The organism is Caulifigura coniformis, from assembly GCF_007745175.1.
GTDB lineage: Bacteria > Planctomycetota > Planctomycetia > Planctomycetales > Planctomycetaceae > Caulifigura > Caulifigura coniformis.
On the sequence record NZ_CP036271.1, the window covers coordinates 2,109,858 to 2,128,832 of the forward strand.

At 64.0% G+C, this 18,975-nt stretch carries 15 protein-coding genes; 7 read left to right on the forward strand and 8 right to left on the reverse strand.

Annotation, left to right across the window (positions count from 1 at the left end):
* Nucleotides 1-21 precede the first annotated feature (21 nt).
* Complete coding sequence (locus Pan44_RS08365; RefSeq protein ID WP_145029102.1) at nucleotides 22-1,377, reverse strand: hypothetical protein; 1,356 nt, start codon at nucleotides 1,375-1,377, stop codon at nucleotides 22-24.
* Nucleotides 1,378-1,677: 300 nt separating this feature from the next.
* Here Pan44_RS08365 and Pan44_RS08370 point away from each other — a divergent pair, with 300 nt between their 5' ends.
* Complete coding sequence (locus tag Pan44_RS08370) at nucleotides 1,678-2,481, forward strand: formyltransferase family protein (protein ID WP_145029104.1); 804 nt, start codon at nucleotides 1,678-1,680, stop codon at nucleotides 2,479-2,481.
* An 11-nt stretch (nucleotides 2,482-2,492) separates the two neighbouring features.
* On the opposite strand, the gene Pan44_RS08375 is transcribed toward Pan44_RS08370, so the two are convergent.
* Nucleotides 2,493-3,245, reverse strand: coding sequence for a protein-tyrosine phosphatase family protein (locus Pan44_RS08375; protein ID WP_145029106.1), 753 nt, complete (start codon nucleotides 3,243-3,245; stop codon nucleotides 2,493-2,495).
* Nucleotides 3,246-3,281: 36 nt separating this feature from the next.
* On the reverse strand, nucleotides 3,282-4,127 hold the full coding sequence (locus Pan44_RS08380; protein WP_145029108.1) for a leucine-rich repeat domain-containing protein: 846 nt from the start codon (nucleotides 4,125-4,127) through the stop codon (nucleotides 3,282-3,284).
* A gap of 221 nt (nucleotides 4,128-4,348) precedes the next feature.
* Between Pan44_RS08380 and Pan44_RS08385 the strand changes: the two genes are divergently transcribed.
* Complete coding sequence (locus tag Pan44_RS08385) at nucleotides 4,349-5,179, forward strand: hypothetical protein (protein WP_145029110.1); 831 nt, start codon at nucleotides 4,349-4,351, stop codon at nucleotides 5,177-5,179.
* 71 nt (nucleotides 5,180-5,250) lie between these two features.
* On the opposite strand, the gene Pan44_RS08390 is transcribed toward Pan44_RS08385, so the two are convergent.
* Nucleotides 5,251-6,201 carry a sugar phosphate isomerase family gene (locus Pan44_RS08390; protein WP_145029112.1) on the reverse strand — a complete coding sequence of 317 codons (951 nt, stop codon included), beginning with the start codon at nucleotides 6,199-6,201 and terminating at the stop codon, nucleotides 5,251-5,253.
* A 269-nt stretch (nucleotides 6,202-6,470) separates the two neighbouring features.
* Between Pan44_RS08390 and gnd the strand changes: the two genes are divergently transcribed.
* Nucleotides 6,471-7,946 carry a decarboxylating NADP(+)-dependent phosphogluconate dehydrogenase gene (gene gnd / locus Pan44_RS08395; protein WP_145029114.1) on the forward strand — a complete coding sequence of 492 codons (1,476 nt, stop codon included), beginning with the start codon at nucleotides 6,471-6,473 and terminating at the stop codon, nucleotides 7,944-7,946.
* Between the two features lie 113 nt (nucleotides 7,947-8,059).
* On the opposite strand, the gene Pan44_RS08400 is transcribed toward gnd, so the two are convergent.
* From Pan44_RS08400 to Pan44_RS08410, 3 genes are all read right to left on the reverse strand, one after another.
* Nucleotides 8,060-8,464 carry a hypothetical protein gene (locus Pan44_RS08400; RefSeq protein ID WP_145029116.1) on the reverse strand — a complete coding sequence of 135 codons (405 nt, stop codon included), beginning with the start codon at nucleotides 8,462-8,464 and terminating at the stop codon, nucleotides 8,060-8,062.
* A gap of 131 nt (nucleotides 8,465-8,595) precedes the next feature.
* Nucleotides 8,596-9,573 carry a DUF1559 domain-containing protein gene (locus tag Pan44_RS08405; RefSeq protein ID WP_145029118.1) on the reverse strand — a complete coding sequence of 326 codons (978 nt, stop codon included), beginning with the start codon at nucleotides 9,571-9,573 and terminating at the stop codon, nucleotides 8,596-8,598.
* A gap of 381 nt (nucleotides 9,574-9,954) precedes the next feature.
* Nucleotides 9,955-10,140, reverse strand: a complete 186-nt coding sequence (locus Pan44_RS08410; protein ID WP_145029120.1) for a hypothetical protein — start codon at nucleotides 10,138-10,140, stop codon at nucleotides 9,955-9,957.
* A 449-nt stretch (nucleotides 10,141-10,589) separates the two neighbouring features.
* Here Pan44_RS08410 and Pan44_RS08415 point away from each other — a divergent pair, with 449 nt between their 5' ends.
* From Pan44_RS08415 to Pan44_RS08425, 3 genes are all read left to right on the forward strand, one after another.
* Complete coding sequence (locus Pan44_RS08415; RefSeq protein WP_145029122.1) at nucleotides 10,590-11,624, forward strand: aldo/keto reductase; 1,035 nt, start codon at nucleotides 10,590-10,592, stop codon at nucleotides 11,622-11,624.
* Between the two features lie 101 nt (nucleotides 11,625-11,725).
* Nucleotides 11,726-12,208, forward strand: coding sequence for a DNA starvation/stationary phase protection protein Dps (gene dps / locus Pan44_RS08420; protein WP_145029124.1), 483 nt, complete (start codon nucleotides 11,726-11,728; stop codon nucleotides 12,206-12,208).
* Entirely contained in the window at nucleotides 12,205-13,272 is a 1,068-nt protein-coding gene (locus Pan44_RS08425) for an acyl-CoA dehydrogenase family protein (protein WP_145029126.1), read from the forward strand. Before dps ends, Pan44_RS08425 begins: the two co-directional genes overlap by 4 nt.
* Before the next feature lie 31 nt (nucleotides 13,273-13,303).
* Here Pan44_RS08425 and Pan44_RS08430 read toward each other — a convergent pair whose 3' ends face one another.
* Nucleotides 13,304-14,602 (reverse strand): glycosyltransferase family 4 protein, encoded by a 1,299-nt coding sequence (locus tag Pan44_RS08430; RefSeq protein ID WP_145029128.1) that lies wholly within the window; start codon nucleotides 14,600-14,602, stop codon nucleotides 13,304-13,306.
* Between the two features lie 296 nt (nucleotides 14,603-14,898).
* On the opposite strand from Pan44_RS08430, the gene Pan44_RS08435 reads away from it, so the two are divergent.
* Entirely contained in the window at nucleotides 14,899-18,954 is a 4,056-nt protein-coding gene (locus Pan44_RS08435; protein ID WP_145029129.1) for a hypothetical protein, read from the forward strand.
* The last annotated feature ends 21 nt before the right edge of the window (nucleotides 18,955-18,975 follow it).

Consider the following 18,975-nt stretch of genomic DNA (forward strand, 5'->3'; position numbering starts at 1 on the left):
CCTGACGAGTGATGCGCAGCATCAAGACCCGGAAGCCGGGCTGTTGACGGCGGCCGCACCGCGGTGACGGCATCGAGACACGAGCGATGCGACCCAGGCGGCCAGGAGGGGAGGGCCCCACAAGGCGGCCGCATCGGTCATCCGCTCCCGCGGAGGGACGAACGGAATCGTGCAGAGAAGATTCAGAACGGCGTACGAGACTGCAAGAACGGCGACGAGCCGGAGTGTTGCCAGTGTCTGCATTGCGTCCCCGGACGGCGGCGGGCGCAGCGGCAGTGTCAGATAAAAAACGACTCCCACAAGCAGCAACGCCAGGCTGACCGGATACTGGAGCGTGTCGCTGAAGACTTTCCGGACCGCCTGCCGTGTCGCCTTGACCAGCCAGACGCAGTAGTCGAGCGGCTGGCTGGCGATGATCGTGCGAGCCATTCCGCCCAGGAACGCATTCAGCGCCAAAGGCTCGTCGCCGACCACTTGCCGCGCTGGCGGGAGGTAGTCCTTCCAGATCGTGTCGTCGTGGTTGTATTCAAGCCGCAGGTAGTGCAGGGGAGGCTCATCCAGAAACCATGCCCCTCCCTTTCTGCGTTCGGCCCGGCTGGCGAGAGCGGCCTCGACGACCTGCCGCTGATCGGGGGAAAGCCGGGCGGTTGTTTCCGGCGTGACGAACTGGCCCGCGAGGCCGATCAGGTTGTAGCCATCGAAGCAGGCGACGCCCCAGTGGCCGAACAGCGCGCCCCGGAGTCCGATCCATACCATCAGCGGGATCACGGCCGTCAGCGAAAGACGGAGGAAAGCGCCCGCCGGTGTCGGTCGAGCGTCGGCCGGAGGAGCGGATGGATCTGTCAGGGAGGAGTGTGAGCGCCAGGCAACGAGCCATGCGCCGACCAGCGGAATCCAGACGACAAGAAACACCCCCACCGGCCGGATCAGCCAGCCGGCGACCGTCGCGCCGCCGATCGCCAGCAGCAGGGCCAGACGAGGGCGGACAGTCCAGAACAGCAGCAGCGCCGCGCTGAGCACCCCGATGGCGCCCCCCGGGGTATCGGTGGCGATCGTGCGGTTGTAGGTCACGAAGATGGCGGACGACAGCAGACAGGCCGCGATCCACAACGAAAGCCAGCAACGCCCTGTCATCTGCCGGAGCGCCTCGAAGAACAGCCACACGGCTGCGGCGAACAGGACGAAATGGGCCACGGGGACCGCGGTTGGAGACGCCGAGATGAGCCCGATCGCCCGGAGGAGCAGGGGATAGCCGGGCGTGCGGATCGAGGTCAGCACTCCTTTCCAGGAGCGGAAATCGAAGTCGGTGTATCCGGCGGTGTCGTTGACTCTTTCCGGGACGAAGCGGCCGGTCCTCGCGAAAACAAATGCGGCCACGGCGATCGCCACGACGAGAGCGCACCGCGCGATCCACGCGCGGCCTCGGGGCTCCGCTGCGGGGACCCTTTCCACCATTCCTCAAGCCCACAGAAACGATGACCAACGACTGCCATCCGTGACGACACGAGCTCCGACCAACTTTCGTCAGCGAAAGTGATACACGGTCGCACGGAGGACCGCCATTCCGGAAACGGAGGCCCATCACGGCGTCTCTCATCAGACGGCAAGTTCCTCGGGACTCGCTGGCGGGGCCGCGTTACACTTCGGGTTCACGTCGATCACTCACGGATGAGCAACATGCGGACGGTCTTGATTTGTCAGGAGGACGCCCCACTGGCGCGGGTCGGAATGGCGCGCTGGCTGAGCTCGTGCTCGGACCTGGCCGGGCTCATCGTTCTGAAGGAAACCGGCGGACGCCGCTGGCAGCGAATCCGTCGCGAGGCGTCGCGCATCGGATGGCTGCGGATGCTGGATGTGTTCGCATTCCGCCTTTACCAGCGGCTGTTCCTGGCGGCGGAGGACGGGGCGTTCTGCAAGGCAAAGCTCAACGAGCTTTGCGCCAAGTATCCGCCTGTGCGCGACGACGTGCCGACTCTGATTGCGAGCAGCCCGAACTCGTCCGAGTGCGTTGAATTCCTGACGTCGCTCCAGCCGGACGTCATCATCGCCAGCTGCAAACACATCCTGAAGCCGCGGGTGTTCGAGGTCGCGAAGACCGGCGCATTTGCGCTCCATCCGGGGATCTGCCCGGAGTACCGCAACGCTCACGGCTGCTTCTGGGCGCTGGCGAATGACGACGTGGGAAACGTCGGCACGACGCTGCTGAAGATCGATGCCGGGATCGATACGGGGCCGGTGTTCGGCTACTTCCACGGCCCGTACGACGAGGTGCATGAGACGCACCTGATGATCCAGCGACGGATGACGCTGGACCACCTCGACGACATCGCCGTGAAGCTCGGGGAAGTGCATGCCGGCACTGCCGGCCGCATCGAAACGACCGGCCGCAAATCGGCCGAATGGGGCCAGCCCTGGCTGACGAAGTACCTCCATTGGAAGCGGCAGGCGCAGAAGCGGGCGGGCGAGCGTGCCGGACAGTGAGGACGGCGTGATCAGCCGGGTTGCGCAGAGTTTTCGTGAGATGCCGCTGAAGTCTCGCCTGGCCTGACAGGGAAATTCTCAACGAGAAACGCTCGCTGGTCTGTTCCCGGTCCTGCTTCACGCCGCGCCTGACGGATCATCGTGATCGCTTCTTCCGCCGATCCGGCCCGCCCGAGCCATCCGAGGAACATCGCGACGAACGTGACGCTGCGGCCAGCGCCGTTCGCGCAGCAGACGTAAACGACGGGGTGAGAATCCCAGGAGACAGACTCGAACGCTGCTCGACATTGCTCGAGGGTTGGCGCACAGCCATCGAGCGTCGGGCTGCAGAGAAACGGAACGGATTCTCGAATCGAGCGAGGCGTCAGGAACTCGGCCGTGACATCGATGACAAGCGTCGTGCCGGGTGGCAGCATTGCTACATGGCAGCGCCGGCCGACGAACAGATTCGGAGTGATGCGACTCCAGGGTTGCCGATCGAGGAACAGGTTCTGCAGGCGCCAGACGATCACAGACAACAGAACGTAAGGCGCCATGACCACCGCGCGCGCCGGTCGCAGACGCCCCGCGTCCGTTTTTCCAAAGACGCGCGGCCACGATCGGAAATAAGCGGCTGCAAGGATGAGCAGACACACCGCGCACCAGGCGCTGAAGAATGCCGCGGCTCCCGCGTCAAAGGTCGTCGCGGCCCCGAGCAGCACCAGCCCGAGAACCGAGAAACAGGTTGCGTAAGCCAATCGGCGACGGTGCGGGAAACGGGGCATGCCGGCAGCCAATGGATCGAGACACGCGCCGACCGACTACGTCTTCGCCGGGTTCACCCGCACCCCGAGTTTGCGCAGTTCTTCCACCTGCGGCCGGATGGCCTCCGGCAGGGCCTCGATATCGAGGAACAGCATCCAGTAAGGAGCGAACCGCTGCGGGCCTTCCACGTCGTTCCTGGCCATGTTCACCAGCGGTGTGATATCCGTGAGCGGATTGCCGTTCAGGAACGTGAACTTGAGGTCCGTCAGTCCGGCGAGCGGCGAGAGATCGGCCACCTTGTTGTTGCGAATGCGAAGGTTCGACAGCCAGCGCATCCCCTGCACGCCGGCCAGGGTCGTCAGCTGGTTGCCATCGAAATCGAGCGACTGGATCTTCGTCAGCCTGGAGAGCGGCTCGAAAGTGGCGACCTGGTTCCCGGCGGCCAGGAGCGTGCGGAGGTTGTCGAGGCCGGCCAGTGGCTCGACGCTCCCCACCTTGTTGCCCGACACGTCGATGTACTGCAGCTTCGTCAGCGAGGCGAGAGGGGCGAGGTCGGCGATCTGGTTTCTGCCGAGCGTCAGCGACTGGACGTTCTTGCAGGCCGCCAGGGGGGTGAGGTCGGCGATCTCGTTGTCGGGCAGGCTGATGAGGGCCAGGTTGGTGCACTTGTCGACGCCGGTGAGGTCCTTGATCCCCCGCTTGGGCGCTTCGAGGAAATAGATCGTCTTGAGGTCGGCTTCATCGATTTCCGGTTTGTCGACCTGCTTTTTCTTGAGGATTTCGCGGATGACGGCTTCGAGATTCTTGTCCGGGAAGTCGACGCCCGCGGCCACCGGGGCGGCAAAGAACATCGCCACGATCGACACGATCGTCATCACCCGCAGACCTCGGTGCTTCCACATCAGCGTTGTTCTCCATCAGGAATCGCGAACGGCGGATTTCGAGTCTAAACAAGGGGCCAGCCGGGGAAAAGCGGTGCAAATCGTGAGTCAATCGCCGATGATGTTCGGTGATTGACGTCGGTGGACGGTGGGGTGCTGCGCGCCCGAATCGGCCTCCACCCGCGGTCGATCGCGCCCCTGAATCCCGCTTCCTCCTCCGCGAAATCGATCGGGAGTCGATTGTGTCTCGAGTGATTGCCTCACGCCGCGGATTCCTGTCGTCCGTCGTCGCCGGCGCCGCGATCGGCGCCGCCTTTACGCCGGCGGCGTCGCTGACCGCCGCCGAGCTGACGCGCGGCTTCGAGAAGACCCTCCGTTCCTACGCCACCGGTGAAGAGATCAACCGGCAGAGGAACATCTGGGTCCTCGAAGTCGAGATGAAGCCGATGCGAATGGTCTTCATCGACGCCCGCGATCCGCAGACCGGCGAAATGCGGAAGGAGCAGGTGTGGTACCTCGCGTATCGCACGATCAACCGGCCGCTCGTGAACCGCAAGGCCGATGACGACACCGCGCCGGTCAACGACGTCGAGCCGCTTCCCGGCCCGGACAAGTTCATTCCGGCCTTCACGCTGGTGACCTACGACAACCCGGAGACGGAGATCCCTGTCTCGGTGCATGAAGACGTGATCTCTCCGGAAGCGCTGAAGCAGATCAATCGCGTCGAGCGCCGCTTTGCGGAAGACCCGCTGTTCCTCAACAGCGTGCAGGTGACCCAGGACCTTCCCGCGCCGGTTCCGCCGGGCACGACGGACGAGAAGTGGATCTACGGCGTCGCCACCTTCAAGGGAGTCGACCCGAACACCGACTTCTTCAAGGTCATCCTCCGCGGGTTTTCCAACGGCTACCTGAAGGAAGAAGGCCCGGACGGCAATCCAGTCGTGAAGCGGAAGGTCGGCGTGCAGAAGTTCATCCGCCGCGGCGACCGCTTCGACCCGAATCAGGCCGAGTTCCTGTTCGACGATAACCCGAAGTGGGACTACCAGCCCGACCGGGAACGGAAAACGCAGTAATTCGAGATCGCGTTCAAGCACCCCGGCTGCTCCAAGAGCAGCCGGGGTGCTTTGCGTTTGCGGCCACTTGCTCAGTTGCAGTCGGCCACGAGGGGCCCGGCCAGCTCCTTGAGGATGAACAGCCGCCCCGGCTGCGTCGGCATGTAGGTCGACGGGATCCAGGGCGACGGGCCGTGGCGGAGCGTCATCCACACGCTCAGCCCCTGCCACTGCATGCCGCGGGCAAGGGCCCCATCGGCCCCGCCGATGATGCTGTCGGCGTTGGCGAACAGCGCTGGGCCGATCGTGTTGGCGTAGGCCGGCACGAGCGTTGTGCGGCTGCGGAAACTGGTGATGGCGTTCTGCTCGATCGTCAGCGGGTGGAGCTTCGCGCCGATGCGGTGGGTCTGGGCCTTCCACTCCTTTTCGTTGGCGTATTCGCCGGCAAAATGCGGCTCCCAGAAGGCGATGTGACAGACCCGCCCGATGCCGAAAATGACGGTCAGCTTGGCGCCTTTGGCCCTCAGTTCGCCGATCCGGTCGCCATAGGTTGGAAGGACCTTCTTCAGGGCGAAGTGCCGCTGCTTCGTGGGGACCGTGAGTTTCCCAAGTGGTCCGTAGAACGCGTGCTCCATTGCGAACTGGAACGCGCCGGGGTTCGTGGAGGGGAGGGTATTGCCATCCTTGTCGCTCCACTCGTCCATGTTGAAGCCGTAGACGTGGTCGCACGGGACGTTCCACTCCTTGAGGAAGTAGACGGCCCAGCGGTACATCCCCATCGGCCCGACTGGAAGGATCAGGGCCAGCTTCTCCCCCGCTTCCCGGCTCGTCAGGATTTTCCGGGCGATCTCGTGCCCCATCAGCACGTCGAAATCGCCGAACGTGTCACACAGGACCGGCTCGAATCCCTTGTGCCACCACTTCTGCCGCTTCGTGATCGTCGTGGGATCGTCGTCGACACAGGCGTCGATCTTCTTGAGATCCCATCCGGCCGGGAAGAAATTCTCGAGCAGAGAGCCGGAAAGCGTGGAGAGAAGATTCATGGTGCGGGACCTTCAATGCGGCGGGACAGCGAGCGAGAGGCATTCAACCGTGTCCGCCCGCGGGATTCAAGAAGGTTCACCGCAGAGACGCAGAGCAGGCGGCGATCATTCCACAGGCCGTGATCTCCCTCTCCTCCGCGTCTCTGCGGTGAGTCGTTTTCAGCGGGTAGGGCCCGAAGTCGCGTCGCCCCCCGCGATTTCGTAGACTTTCCGCCCCTGTCCGAAATCGCGGGCGGGTTTTCTTTTCCGCTGAACAAACTCTCCGTCACATGCCTGCTCCTACTCACGATATCGGTCTTATTGGCCTGGCCGTCATGGGCCAGAACCTCGTCCTCAACATGGCCAACCACGGATTCTCCGTGGGCGTGTACAACCGCACGACCGCAACGACGGACGAGTTCATCGCCAGCCTGCCGAACGAGCGGGAAGACAAGGTGCTCCCCGGCACGATCGATCGCGTGAAGGGCTACCACACGCTGGAAGAATTCGTCGGCAGCCTGAAGTCGCCCAAGCGGGTGATGATCATGGTGAAGGCCGGCAAGCCGGTGGACGCCGTCATCGACCAGCTCAAGCCGTTGCTCTCGAAGGGCGACATCATCATCGACGGCGGCAACTCCGACTATAAGGACACCAACCGCCGCACCGAGACGCTCACCAAGGAAGGCCTCCGCTTCATCGGAACCGGCGTCTCCGGCGGTGAAGAAGGCGCGCTCAAGGGCCCGAGCATCATGCCGGGCGGATCGCACGAAGCCTGGCCGTTCGTCAAGGACGTGTTCCAGGCGATCTCCGCCAAGGTGGGCCCCAAAGGCGACATCCCCTGCTGCGACTGGGTCGGCGACGCCGGGGCCGGGCACTACGTCAAGATGGTGCACAACGGCATCGAATACGGCGACATGCAGCTGATCTGCGAGGCTTACTTCATCATGAAGGAAGCCCTCGGCCTGACGAACGAAGAACTGTACGAAGTCTTCAAGACGTGGAACGAAGGGGAACTCGAGAGCTACCTCATCGAGATCACCCGCGACATTTTCACCGTCAAGGACAAGGAGACGGGCAAGTACCTCGTCGACGTGATCCTCGACACGGCCCAGCAGAAGGGAACGGGCAAGCTGATGAGCCAGCACGCCCTCGACCTTGGCGTGCCGACGACCCTCATCACCGAGGCCGTGTTCGCCCGCTGCCTGTCGGCCCAGAAGGACGAGCGCGTCCGTGCCTCGAAGGTGCTCAGCGGCCCGACCGACACGAAGTACAAGGGCGACAAGAAGCAGTTCATCGAAGACGTCCGCCAGGCGCTGTATGCCTCGAAGCTCTGCAGCTACGCCCAGGGCTACGTGCAGCTCGACGCGGCCGCGAAGGAGTTTGGCTGGAAGCTGAACAACGGCGGCATCGCCATGCTGTGGCGGGGCGGATGCATCATCCGCTCGGCGTTCCTAGGCGACATCAAGAGCGCGTTCGACAAGAACCCGAAGCTCGAAAACCTGCTGCTGGACGACTTCTTCAAGAAGGCGGTCGAGAAAGCCCAGCCGAGCTGGCGGCGCGTCGTGGCAGCAGCTGTGGAACTCGGCCTGCCGATTCCGGTGTTCTCCTCCGCCCTCAGCTACTACGACGGCTACCGCAACGGCCGGCTGCCGGCGAACCTGCTGCAGGCCCAGCGCGACTACTTCGGAGCCCACACTTACGAGCGGCTCGACAAGCCGCGCGGCGAGATGTTCCACACGGACTGGATCCGCGAAAAGACGAACTGATCGAGGCGTTCGGGCAACCGCCTGAAGCCGCGTCTCATGCGGAAATCAAACAAGACCCAGGCCCCGCGTTCGCAGGGCCTGGGTCTTGTCGCGTTCTGGAAAGCCTGTGAGGGCTATTTTCCTTTCAGATCGAAGTCGATCGGCGCCGTCGGCCCGAGTTCGATCTTCGCAGTCAGCTCGGTGTTGGTGTTGTACTGCTTCGGGATATACATCTCCGTGACCGGCTCTTTCACCACGTTGACCGTCGTGAACTTGCCGGGCACTTCACGGCGGGCCGTGATTTCGACCTTCATCTCGCCTGGTTCCGTTTCGATCTCATACTTTCCGCCGACGATCTTGCCACCATAGGCCATCTGGTCGCTGGCGCGACGGAAAACGATGTCGCCATCGGCCACCGGCGCTCCGTCGAAACTGACCGATCCGGTTACCTTGACCGTCGCCGGCCCTTCGGGGCCGCCGGTGCATCCCGCAATCAAGAGACCTGCCGCGCAGGTCAACGCAAAAACAGAGAGTTTCATCGTCAACTGAATTCCTGGTGAGTCGGAGAGTCGGGCGCGGACCGTCGTCCGTGGCCCTGAAATGAGACGCAGAACAGCCAGGCGGAAAGGCAGTCCTTCCGCCTGGCTTCAGCTCGAACGGGAATCGCGGATCAGAATTCGCCGATGGTCTGCCCGTCCTTGCGAATGCCGAGCTTCATCCATGTCTGCACATCGATGTTCTCCGACACAAAACGGACGGAGCCGTCCGACATTGCGGCGTGAACGCCGCCCGTGTGATAGCTCCGGGCATAGTTGAAGCGGTTGCCGCTGCTGACCGCCGTACACGGAGCGTTCTTCGGCGCTCCCGGCTGCGTCGTCGCCATGCAGGAGTAGGGGTTATCCGCCAGCGACGTGTTGGGAACGGCGGCGGTCGAGAACCCGTACGCTCCGTGCGGACCACCGCCCCAATAGCCGCCGAGTTCACCGAACGCGCCAGTGCCGTTGCGGATAATGCCTTCGCTCGCCAGCAGGGTGTTCGAGGTGCCGTCGGTGATTCCACCGATTTTCACGTTCGACTTGTTGCCGAATACCCCGGTGTAGTCTGCACCCACGGTCGTCGAATTCGTCACGGTGATGATGTTGTTGGCGTCGACGGTGAACGTCGCGCCGACGCCGGCGTTTCCGGCATAGCTCCCCTGGAATCCCTTGGAACGGCTGCTGCCGCCGCCACGTGTGCTCGGAGCATTCGGGTCGGACGGGCATGAGAAGCCCGGAATCGTCTGCCCGGCGATCGCGTCAGGCGTGTACATCAGCCAGTTCGACGTGTCGGCCTGGTACATGTTGTACAACGGGCCCTGCTCGATGTAGGGCCAGATCTGCTGGTGCCAGGTGTCGCGTCCATGCACGACGTACTGACCTTCGACGCCGTTGAACCCGTACGGAAACAACGTGAACGTATCGTGATAGTTGTGCAGCGCCAGCCCGATCTGCTTGAGATTGTTTTTGCACTGCGTGCGGCGCGCCGCTTCGCGGGCCTGCTGGACCGCGGGCAGCAGCAGGGCAATCAGGATCGCGATGATCGCAATCACCACCAGAAGTTCAATCAGCGTAAACCCTGATCGACGACGACGTCGGCCATCACAAAACATCAATCTCTCCAGTAGCAAATGAGCAACATGAAAACTTCAGCGAGCTGTTGAAGAAGAAACACGCGGGATGGGAAATGGGGGGAGTGCCTCGAATCGGTCAATCGTGCGTAGTTCCAGCGCGGTGTCGCCGTTATTTCGCTGGCCGATCGACGTACCAAGCGCCATTGCAACTGGTATTCCGGGAGAAATTCCGGAGAAGAGCTTAGGACGGCCCGAGCCGTCCCGACCGATGGCCCTGAACCGGGACCGCGCTTCAGAAAAGAAACACGTCCAACGTAAAACCCCGCGCCCCATCAGCACTGCGCTGACCGGGACACGGGGTTTTTCACTTTGGATTCCGACGGCACAACCTTGGGCCGAAGGAAATGGAAACCCGCAGGATTACGGGTTTGGCGCAGGCGGCGGAGCGTCGCCGGATTTCTCGATCGTCTTCTCTTCCGTCACCTTCGTCTCGCCACTGGGCGTCGAGACTTCGGCTTCCTTCTTGACCGTGGACGTATCAGAGCATCCGACGAAGCCAACCGAACAGAATGCGGTGGCGAGAGTGAGGGACATGAGTCGACGCATGGCAGTGACTCCCAATTCTGGTTAAAGCAGCACGATGTCAATCGCGGGCCGTGCTGAGGCTTGCCGACGACAGGTGCAGCAGGGTCAGTGGGCCGGGTGGTTTGTGACACAGCCATTGGCAACCGCCGTGCCGAACGGTGTCGGCAGCCGACGCCGGTCTCCGATAAAGCAAGCACAAACCATTGCAAAAGCGGCGGTTATGCAGCGAGATCATCATTGTCGGAAGGACTCCGGAAGGAGCCCTCCGCCGCCGGCAGCGGTCCTCGGCACGACTGGAGGCGGGGCACATTGGTCGACAAACAGCCGACTCGCGATCCGCCAGCGTTCATCGTCCACTGGGAACCGCCGCAGTTCGCAACGTCGGCTCATAGCCTTTCCCGACTGATCGCCTACAGTGTCAAAACACTGAGTTTGAAAGTTGCCGCTACTGCATACGTAGAGGAGATCCCATGGAGTACCGTCTGCTCGGCGGATCCGGCTTCAAGGTTCCAGCGTTCTCGATGGGAACGGGCACCTGGGGCGGAGTCGGTGAATTCTTCAAGGCGTGGGGAGACACGGACGCCAGTGGCGCCCGCCGCATCGTCGACATCTGCCTGGACGCCGGCGTCTGCCTGTTCGATTCCTCCAGCCGGTACTCCAACGGCATGGCGGAAGAAATTCTCGGCCACGCCACGAAGGGACGCCGGGACAAGGTCATCATCTCAACCAAGTCGACGTTCCGCAGCGGCCCAGGCGAGAATGACATCGGCTCGTCGCGGCATCACATCATCCGCGAGGTCGAAGGGAGCCTGAAGCGGCTGCAGACGGACTTCATCGACATCTTCCAGCTGCATGCGTTCGACGCGCTCACGCCGATCGAAGAAGCCCTGGGAGTACTGGACGACCTCGTGAAGGCCGGCAAGATCCGGTACATCGGCGCGTCGAACTTCTCAGGCTGGCACCTGATGAAGTCGCTGGCCGTCTCGGAGAAGTACGGGCTGGCCCGCCATGTCTGCCACCAGGCGTACTACTCGCTGCTCACCCGCGAATACGAATGGGAGCTGATGCCCCTCGCGCTCGACCAGAAGATCGGAACCATCGTCTGGAGTCCGCTCGGCTGGGGGCGACTCACCGGCCGCATCCGCCGCGGCCAGCCGCTGCCGAAAGACAGTCGGCTCAACAGTTCAGTCGTGGTCGACGGAGGTCCGCCGCTCGAGGACGAGTACGTCTACAAGGTCGTCGATGCGCTCGACGCCGTGTCCAAAGAGACGGGCAAAACGGTTCCGCAAATCGCCCTCAACTGGCTCCTGCAGCGACCGACGGTCTCCAGCGTCATCATTGGCGCCCGCAACGAGCAGCAGCTCAAGGACAACCTGGGAGCCATGGGCTGGAATCTCGATCCCGCGCATGTGAAGCAGCTTGATGAAGCCAGCGCGATCCCGCTGACCTATCCCTACTGGCACCAGCGATCCCAGTTCTCCGATCGCAACCCGCCCCCCGTCTGAATGCCCTGCGTCTGGAAATGACGATCGACTCCGAAATGAAGCTGGCCGGAACAGCCAGGTCAGAAGCCGGGCTTTTCAAGCACACCTTTTGAGGAAGCACCATGCACAAGACCCGTAACGACCTCCCACTGAAAACCCGCACCGCCGTCTGCAAGCTGCTCAACGAGCGGCTGTCGGACCTGATCGATCTCAAGCTGCAGACCAAGCAGGCCCACTGGAATGTCAAAGGCCCGAGCTTCATCGCACTGCATGAACTGTTCGATGAGATCGCCGCGGTTCTCGAGCCGCTGATCGACAGCACGGCCGAGCGGATCACCGCCCTCGGGGGCATCGCGGAAGGAACGGTGCCGGTGATCGCCAAGCGTTCGAGCCTGGAGGCCTATCCGCTCAACATTGCTGACGGGCTGGACCACGTGGAAGCACTCGCCTCGGCGTTCGGCGTCGCCGGCAAGGCGACCCGCAAATCGATCGACGAGGCCGATGAACTGGGCGACGCCGACACGGCCGACCTGTTCACGGGCGCCTCGCGCGAACTCGACAAACAGTTGTGGTTCCTGGAAGCGCACCTCCAGGCGGATCAATGAGTCTGCCGGGTCCGGAAGAGACAGCGCGATCCCTTCGCAACGTCGGGCGGCCGACGGCTGCGGAGGGGGTCTGGCCTCGCGAATCCTGGAAGGCGCTGCGCGACGCGGGCGTCCTGGGGTGGACGATTCCGACCGACTACGGCGGCGCGGGCCTGAAATCCGACCAGGTACTGGCCGGCTGCATCGAACTGGCGCGAACCGACCTCGTCTCCACGTTCATCCTCAGCCAGTTTCAGTCGGCCTGCACCCGTTTCGTCGCGTCGACGAACGCCGAGCTCAATGCCCGATGGCTTCCGAAACTGGCCACGGGTGACGCCTTCTCGACCGTCGGCATCTCGCACCTGACGACCTCTCGCCAGCACACGGCCAAACCCGCCGTGCTTGCCGAGCCGAAGGGGAGTGCGTTCCGGATCAGCGGAGAGATCCCCTGGGTCACCAGCGGCGCAACAGCCGACATCCTCGTCGCCGGAGCGACGCTCCCGGACGGCTCGCAGGTGCTGTTCGCCTTGCCCATGGAGCGGCCGGGTATCGAAGTCGCAGCGGCGGAATCGCTACTGGCGCTCAACGGGAGTTCCACGGGCCCGGTTCGACTGAAGGACGTCGAGGTCACCGCTCGGGACTTTCTCGCCGGTCCCGCCGAGAAGGTTCTTCAGCAGGGAATCCCGGGAGGGACCGGTTCGCTGACGACCTCGGCCCTGGCGCTCGGCCACGCGTTTCACTGCGTCGATCGCATTCGGACGGAAGCCCAGTCGCGCCCTGCGCTGGAAGAAATTGCCGTCGCCTTCGAACAGGATCTCGCAACACTGAAGAGGGATCTGCTCGCCGCCTCCCGTGGAGAGGCGAATCCCGACTGCACGGCCGACAATTTGCGCACCCGGGCGACGTCGCAGGCGCTCGCCACGTCCCAGGCGTTTCTGACGGCGTCGAAAGGGGCCGGTTTCGTCGCGGGCCACCCGGCCGAGCGACTGGCCCGCGAGGCGATGTTCTTTCTCGTGTGGTCCTGCCCGCAGGCGGTGTCGTCGCGACTGCTCAAGGAATTCAGCCAGTGCGAAGCAGGGCTCTGAAACGGCTTTCGATCGATCCGGGAATCGCGTCTTAGGCGCGCTGAGTCGCCGCCAGGACGTCCCGGAGTTCCGCGGCCCGCTCGGCCGCGGCATGATGCGCCTCGACCCACGCCCGTCCGTTCGCTCCCAGTTCCGAGCGGCCTGCATCATCACTGGCCCAGGCGCGAAGAATCGCCGCCCCACGTCCGAGATCGCCGGCGCACCACTCTCCCCCTCTCGACTGCCGAAGGTAGACGTCGCCGACCTCCACCGACACCACCGGAATCCGCGCCGCCCCGGCCTGGAGGAACGTATTCGCGAAACCTTCCAGCGAGGACGTGTTCAGCAGTGCCAGCGACCTCTCCATCAGGGCCGGCATCTCGGGCGGCGGGACCCGGTCACGGATCGTGACATTCGCGGGCGCAGCAGCGCGGACGCGGGCCTCCTCGGCCGGATCGCGCGGATTCATGACGAGGAGGAACGGAATCGCGGGGCACTGCTTTGCGATGTCGATCGCGAGCATCGGGCGTTTGTGAATGGCGTCGGCCCGGCCGACCCAGAGGACGGGACGGGACGAACGGGCGGACGACGCTCCTGACGGGCTGCGGGCGTCGGACACCATCTCGTCGGCAGCCGCAGCCTTTCCCTTCCCGGCCAGCCGATCGAATTCCTCGAGATCGAGCGGGTTCTCGATAACGACGCCCTCGCGGCCGAAACGCTCCTTGAGCACCCGTTTCTGGTCCGGAGTCTGGCAGACGATCTCGTCCGCCTGTTCCAGTATGAAGCGGCAAACCGCGGCCCGGTCGCCGTACGGATTGATGGAGTCAGGGTCCGTCAGGAACTTCTCGTCGAGGTCGCCGTCCGATCCCAGCACCAGCACGGCCCGCTTCCCCGCCGCATGGGCCGAAGCGATCACGGTGGCGGAAACGGTCTGAACACCGAAGGTGCAGAAGACGTCGCAGTCGATGTGCTGGAAGTGCGGCGCCGGCTGCGTGGGATTGCGCCGCGGCGAGAAGAGTCTCACGGCGACGGCGGCCGGGAACTGCCACAGCAGTGACGTCCGCCAGCGGCGAAGCCTGAGCCACGGAAATCCGGAACGCCGGACGACGCACAGCCCAACCTGCTCGAACAGGTTGTAGACACGGTCGACGAAGGTGCGGATGACGACGCCCTCCACGGTCCCGTCCATCGGCGTTCGATTTCGCACAATGAACGTCACCTGCGTGTCACCCCGTTTGGCGAGGGTGCGGGCGAAGAGCCAGGCGCGCGTCTCGGTGCCGCCGATGCCTCCGCCCAGCGCGGGATTGATCACGGCGGCAGCGGGCAGGCAGACGATGCAGGCTCGAAGCATGCGACGAGAATCGGGCCCCCGCGAGTCGATGGCAAGAGTGGAGTTGCGCCGAGGAAGCTGACGGCCGAAAGAGCCCCCCAGATTGCCCTACCGATCCTACTGATCGGCCTCCGGAACGATTCTTGGGCCGAATTGCGCGACCGCTTTACGCACGTCGCGCAGATTGGTCACAATACGGGGCGACTTTGAATTCCGAAACATGTCGATTGCAGCCGGTCGCCCGCGGCTGCAATCCGCCTCCGTACGCCCCCGGGCGAACGGGTGGCAGCCAACAATCCGGGCTGAATCGCTGAGAAATGCCGTCAAGGAAGAAGCCCACATCCGCCGCCCGTGCCGCCGCGCCCTCGGGCGAAGCAGCCAATGCGCTGGCTCGCGAGCTGTTGGGGCACCTCAACTTTTCCAATGGAAAAGAGGACATCGCCTTCCTGGCCGCGCTCAACCGGACGACAGAGTTCCTTCAACCGTTCTCCGCCGCGACCCTTCGTGACTGGCTGTCTCCCCTGATGGAGACGCTCTCCGCCGAGAACCCGGCGTTCGCCAACATCCAGCAGGCCCGGGAAGTCCTGTCGGTCACGATCGATCACCTCCTTCCGGCCTATCGCGACTTCCACGCCGACCTCCTGTTCCACCTCGAGCCAGCCGATTTCGAACAGCCGTTCCTTCTGGGACGGATGTTTGAGGCCGTCCTCTCCGAAGGTGGTCCCTGGGACGAGCGCGACCGCATTGTCAGCGGCGCCATCCGCCGTCTGAATGACTACGTCGGCTACCGCCCCATCGCCGTCCTCGAAAACGGGCGGAAGATGGAACTCTATCCGCACGAGCGCTTCCGGCCCGTCCCGTTGTACATCGCCGGCGCCGGCGTTGCGGCCGGGAAGTTCCACGATCTCATCGAGTGCACGCTCCAGCTGCTGCGCGAATCTCCGCCGGACGTCCTCCAGGAAGCCTACCTCGACCTCGACCGGCTCGACGAACTGGCGATCGATGTCCGCGCCCACGACCACCTCCACCCGGTCAACAAGCGCACGAACTACATGTTCGGCGAGTGGGACCCACACCGGATCGACCTGGGGGGGCACTATCGCCGATTCGTGATTCGCCAGATCCTGCTCGACGCCCTGACTGCCTGGGTCGACGGCCCGGACGCCCGCGGCAAACGCGAAGAGCGCCTGTTCGACGCCGCGGCCGCCTTGTGCGGAACCATGCTGATGGCCTCCTCCGTCAGTGGAGCCGGTCCCGATTCCTTTGATTCCAGCGTGACGCTCTCGTCGCTCCTGCCAACGGTCGCCCGCCGCCGTGACGAGTTTTACGAGCAGCTCATGACGCGGCTGGAAGGCGCCCGTGCGAAGCGCCTGAAGAGGGAAGCCGAGAAAAGCCAGCAGCCATTCGGCCACGTCCGCCAGTACCTCAACATGCACCTCGCCGGCTACGGCGCGCGGCAGGTGCAGTACCGTGAACTGGCCTACCTGTACGCCCAGATGGGCTACGCCGACGCGAGCCGCCAGAAGGCCGCCGCCATTCCCGCCGCCTCGATCCGCTTCGAAACCGAGATCGAATGCCAGATCGGAACGGCCCACCATGAAATTGATCGCGGCCGCGTTGACGCCGCGGCCGAACACGTGTCCCGCATCCCCGATCTGCTGAATCGCGGAATCGAATGCGGGGCTCTCGTCGACCCCTGGAACATCCTGGGCTTCACCGGGCAGTTCGCTCTCTTCTCGTCCCGTGAGGACGCGATTCCCGACAACCGCGTCGAGTCGCTGCTCGATCTCGTCGAAGGCGCCTTCGGCGTTTACGGACGCACGATGGCCGAAGCCGCGGCTCAGGGCCTTGGCGCCCTCCGCGAGCGGATGCAGGCCGAGTACCGCCGGCTCGTCGAGTGGTGGGACCGCTTCGGCAGCACGGTCATCGAGGACCTGCCGGAAGTGGTCGGCGACGAGTCGTACCAGTCGGCCCTGCACGTTGCTGAAGCGCTGACCGAATGGCGTGCCGCCGGCGAGGCCGCGGGAGACATCTCCTTCTGGCGGCAGCATGTCGACCAGTTCCAGTCGGCGCAGGCCTACGCGCAGGTGATCGACGCGCTCCTCGACCGCGAGGACTACGTCGCCTCCATGGGCCTCCTGATGCAGTGGCTCGGGCGCGTCGATGAAGTCGGCATGGAATCGTCGGAGCATTCGCTGTTCTCGCTGCTCATCCGCTGGATGAAGCTGGCGGCCCATGCGAAGGAATCCGAAGACGCACAGTCGCACCGCGTCGCCCTCATCCGCCGCCTGTTCGATTATCTCGAGGCCAACGCCGAGCAGTTCTGGTCGGTACCGACGCTCAAAGGCGCCGTCGCCCGCGCCAATGATGCGGACGAACTCGACCGCACTGAGCGGCCCGGCCGAAACCGGCCGGACGCCGATGACGAAGACGAAACCGACGACGTGTTCCAGGCGGCGTATGAGGACGTCACCTATCGCGACAGCACCGACGACGGCAACTGGGGCGACACGCTCGAGAACGATCTCGGCTTCCGCAACACCGAGTTTGAACTGATCAACCGCGAACTCGAGCCGCGACTCAAGTTCCTCAACGCGGTCGCGCAGCTCTGGCAGATGGCCGCCGTCGCCCTCGCGAAAGAAACGACGGTCCGTCCGCTCGACGAGCAGACCCTCACCGCCGCCGGAAGCTGGCATCAGCAGGCCCGCCGCTGGCAGAGCGACCTCGCGGAACTCATGCACTCCGTCTGGGCGCACGAGATCGGCGAGACCTCCGGCGACCACGACGCCAACGTCGAATACGACATCCAGCTGCAGGTGAAGTACTACCTGCTGCATCACATCGTCAGCACGCTGATCAGCCTGCGGAACGCCGAACGTCTGCTGTCCGGCTCGATGCCCGAAACGCTCGCCACGCCGCGGCCGTCTCAGGATGAGGAACGCCTCGCGGCCGTTTATCGGGCCATCATCCGTCGCGAGCCGGCCGAGGTGCAGAAGCTCCTGCCGGAAGTCGTGAACTGGCTTGAACAACACCCGCTGCTGTACGTGCCGCTCGAACATGGTGGAAAGCCCGGCCCGCTTCTGCGCACGCAGGCGCTGCAGTCGGTCGTCCGCTTCCTGCTCCGCGAACTTCCGAAGCTCGGACTGATCCGCGAGACCTACCACGTCCTGCAGACCGCCTTCCGCATGGAGCGCCGTTATCGCCCTGAAGGCCAGGCCATCACCGAGTTCGACCGGCTGTTTGATCTCGCGCTCCGCAGCTCGCTGGCCGCTGTCGTGAAATCAGCCCGCACCTGGGAGGAAGTCGGCGAAGACGCCGAGGCTCTCATCGAGGCTGTCGGCGAAGTTCTCGACTTCTACCAGAAGCTCTGGATCGACCACAGCCGCACCATGCGGATCTCGTCCGTGGACGGCCTGCGCGACGCCGAGGACTGGGAAGAACTCGCCGACTTCATCGAGCAGTATGGCTCCGAGCTGTTCCACGCCAGCCAGCTCACCCTCGGCAACGTGCGGGCGATCCTCCACAACTCGGTCGACTGGTACCTCGAATATCTCGAAAAGGAGCAGGATCCGCTCCATCCCATGCGTCTCCTGCAGGACATCGAAGAAGGCCGTATCGATCGCGAGGAGGCCGCGTGGGCACTCGAAACCATCTACTCGATCGTCGTCGACAAGTTCGACCGGTTCCTCGAATACAACACGACCACCACGCAGTCCGACTACGGCGAGAATTTCTACTGCCTGCTGGAGTTCCTCCGCGTCGAAGCCGGCTACGACCGCGACGCGTGGCACATGCAGCCACTGATGATCGTCCACGAGGTCCTCTGCCGGGCCGAAATGAAGGAAGCGGCCAGGCTCTGGGAAACGACGTACGAAGTGCAGACGGCCGACATCGCCGCGCAGCACCTTGAAGACCTCAAGGAACTGCAGCAGGAATACGGCATGCGGATGCCGGTGATCGCGGACCATCTCAACCAGCGCTTCGTGAAACCGCTGGCCGTGAACCGGATGGTCGCCCTGATCCAGCCGTCGGTTGCCGACGCCCGCGAAGGGAAGTTCGATTCCTCGTCGTTCACCGAGCTGTCTCAGGAAATCGATGCGTATCTGAAAGACTCGTGGGGGTCGGGCATCGACGTCCCCGGCTGGATCCGGACGCTCGACAAGGAAGTCCACGAAGCGACCGATCCCGAAGAGGGGGGCCGGCCCGGCGCGGAAGCGGACATCCAGCTGCCGGAAATCCTGCTGACCCTCGCCGACTTCCGCGATCAGCTCAAGCGATGGAAAGAAACGGTTCGGTCCAATCGCAGCCGGTCTTCCGGGGAAACCGGCCGGCGTCCGCCGCGCGGGCGACGTGGCCGGAAGCCTCGCGATTAATCGTCCGTTCAAACGCGCAGG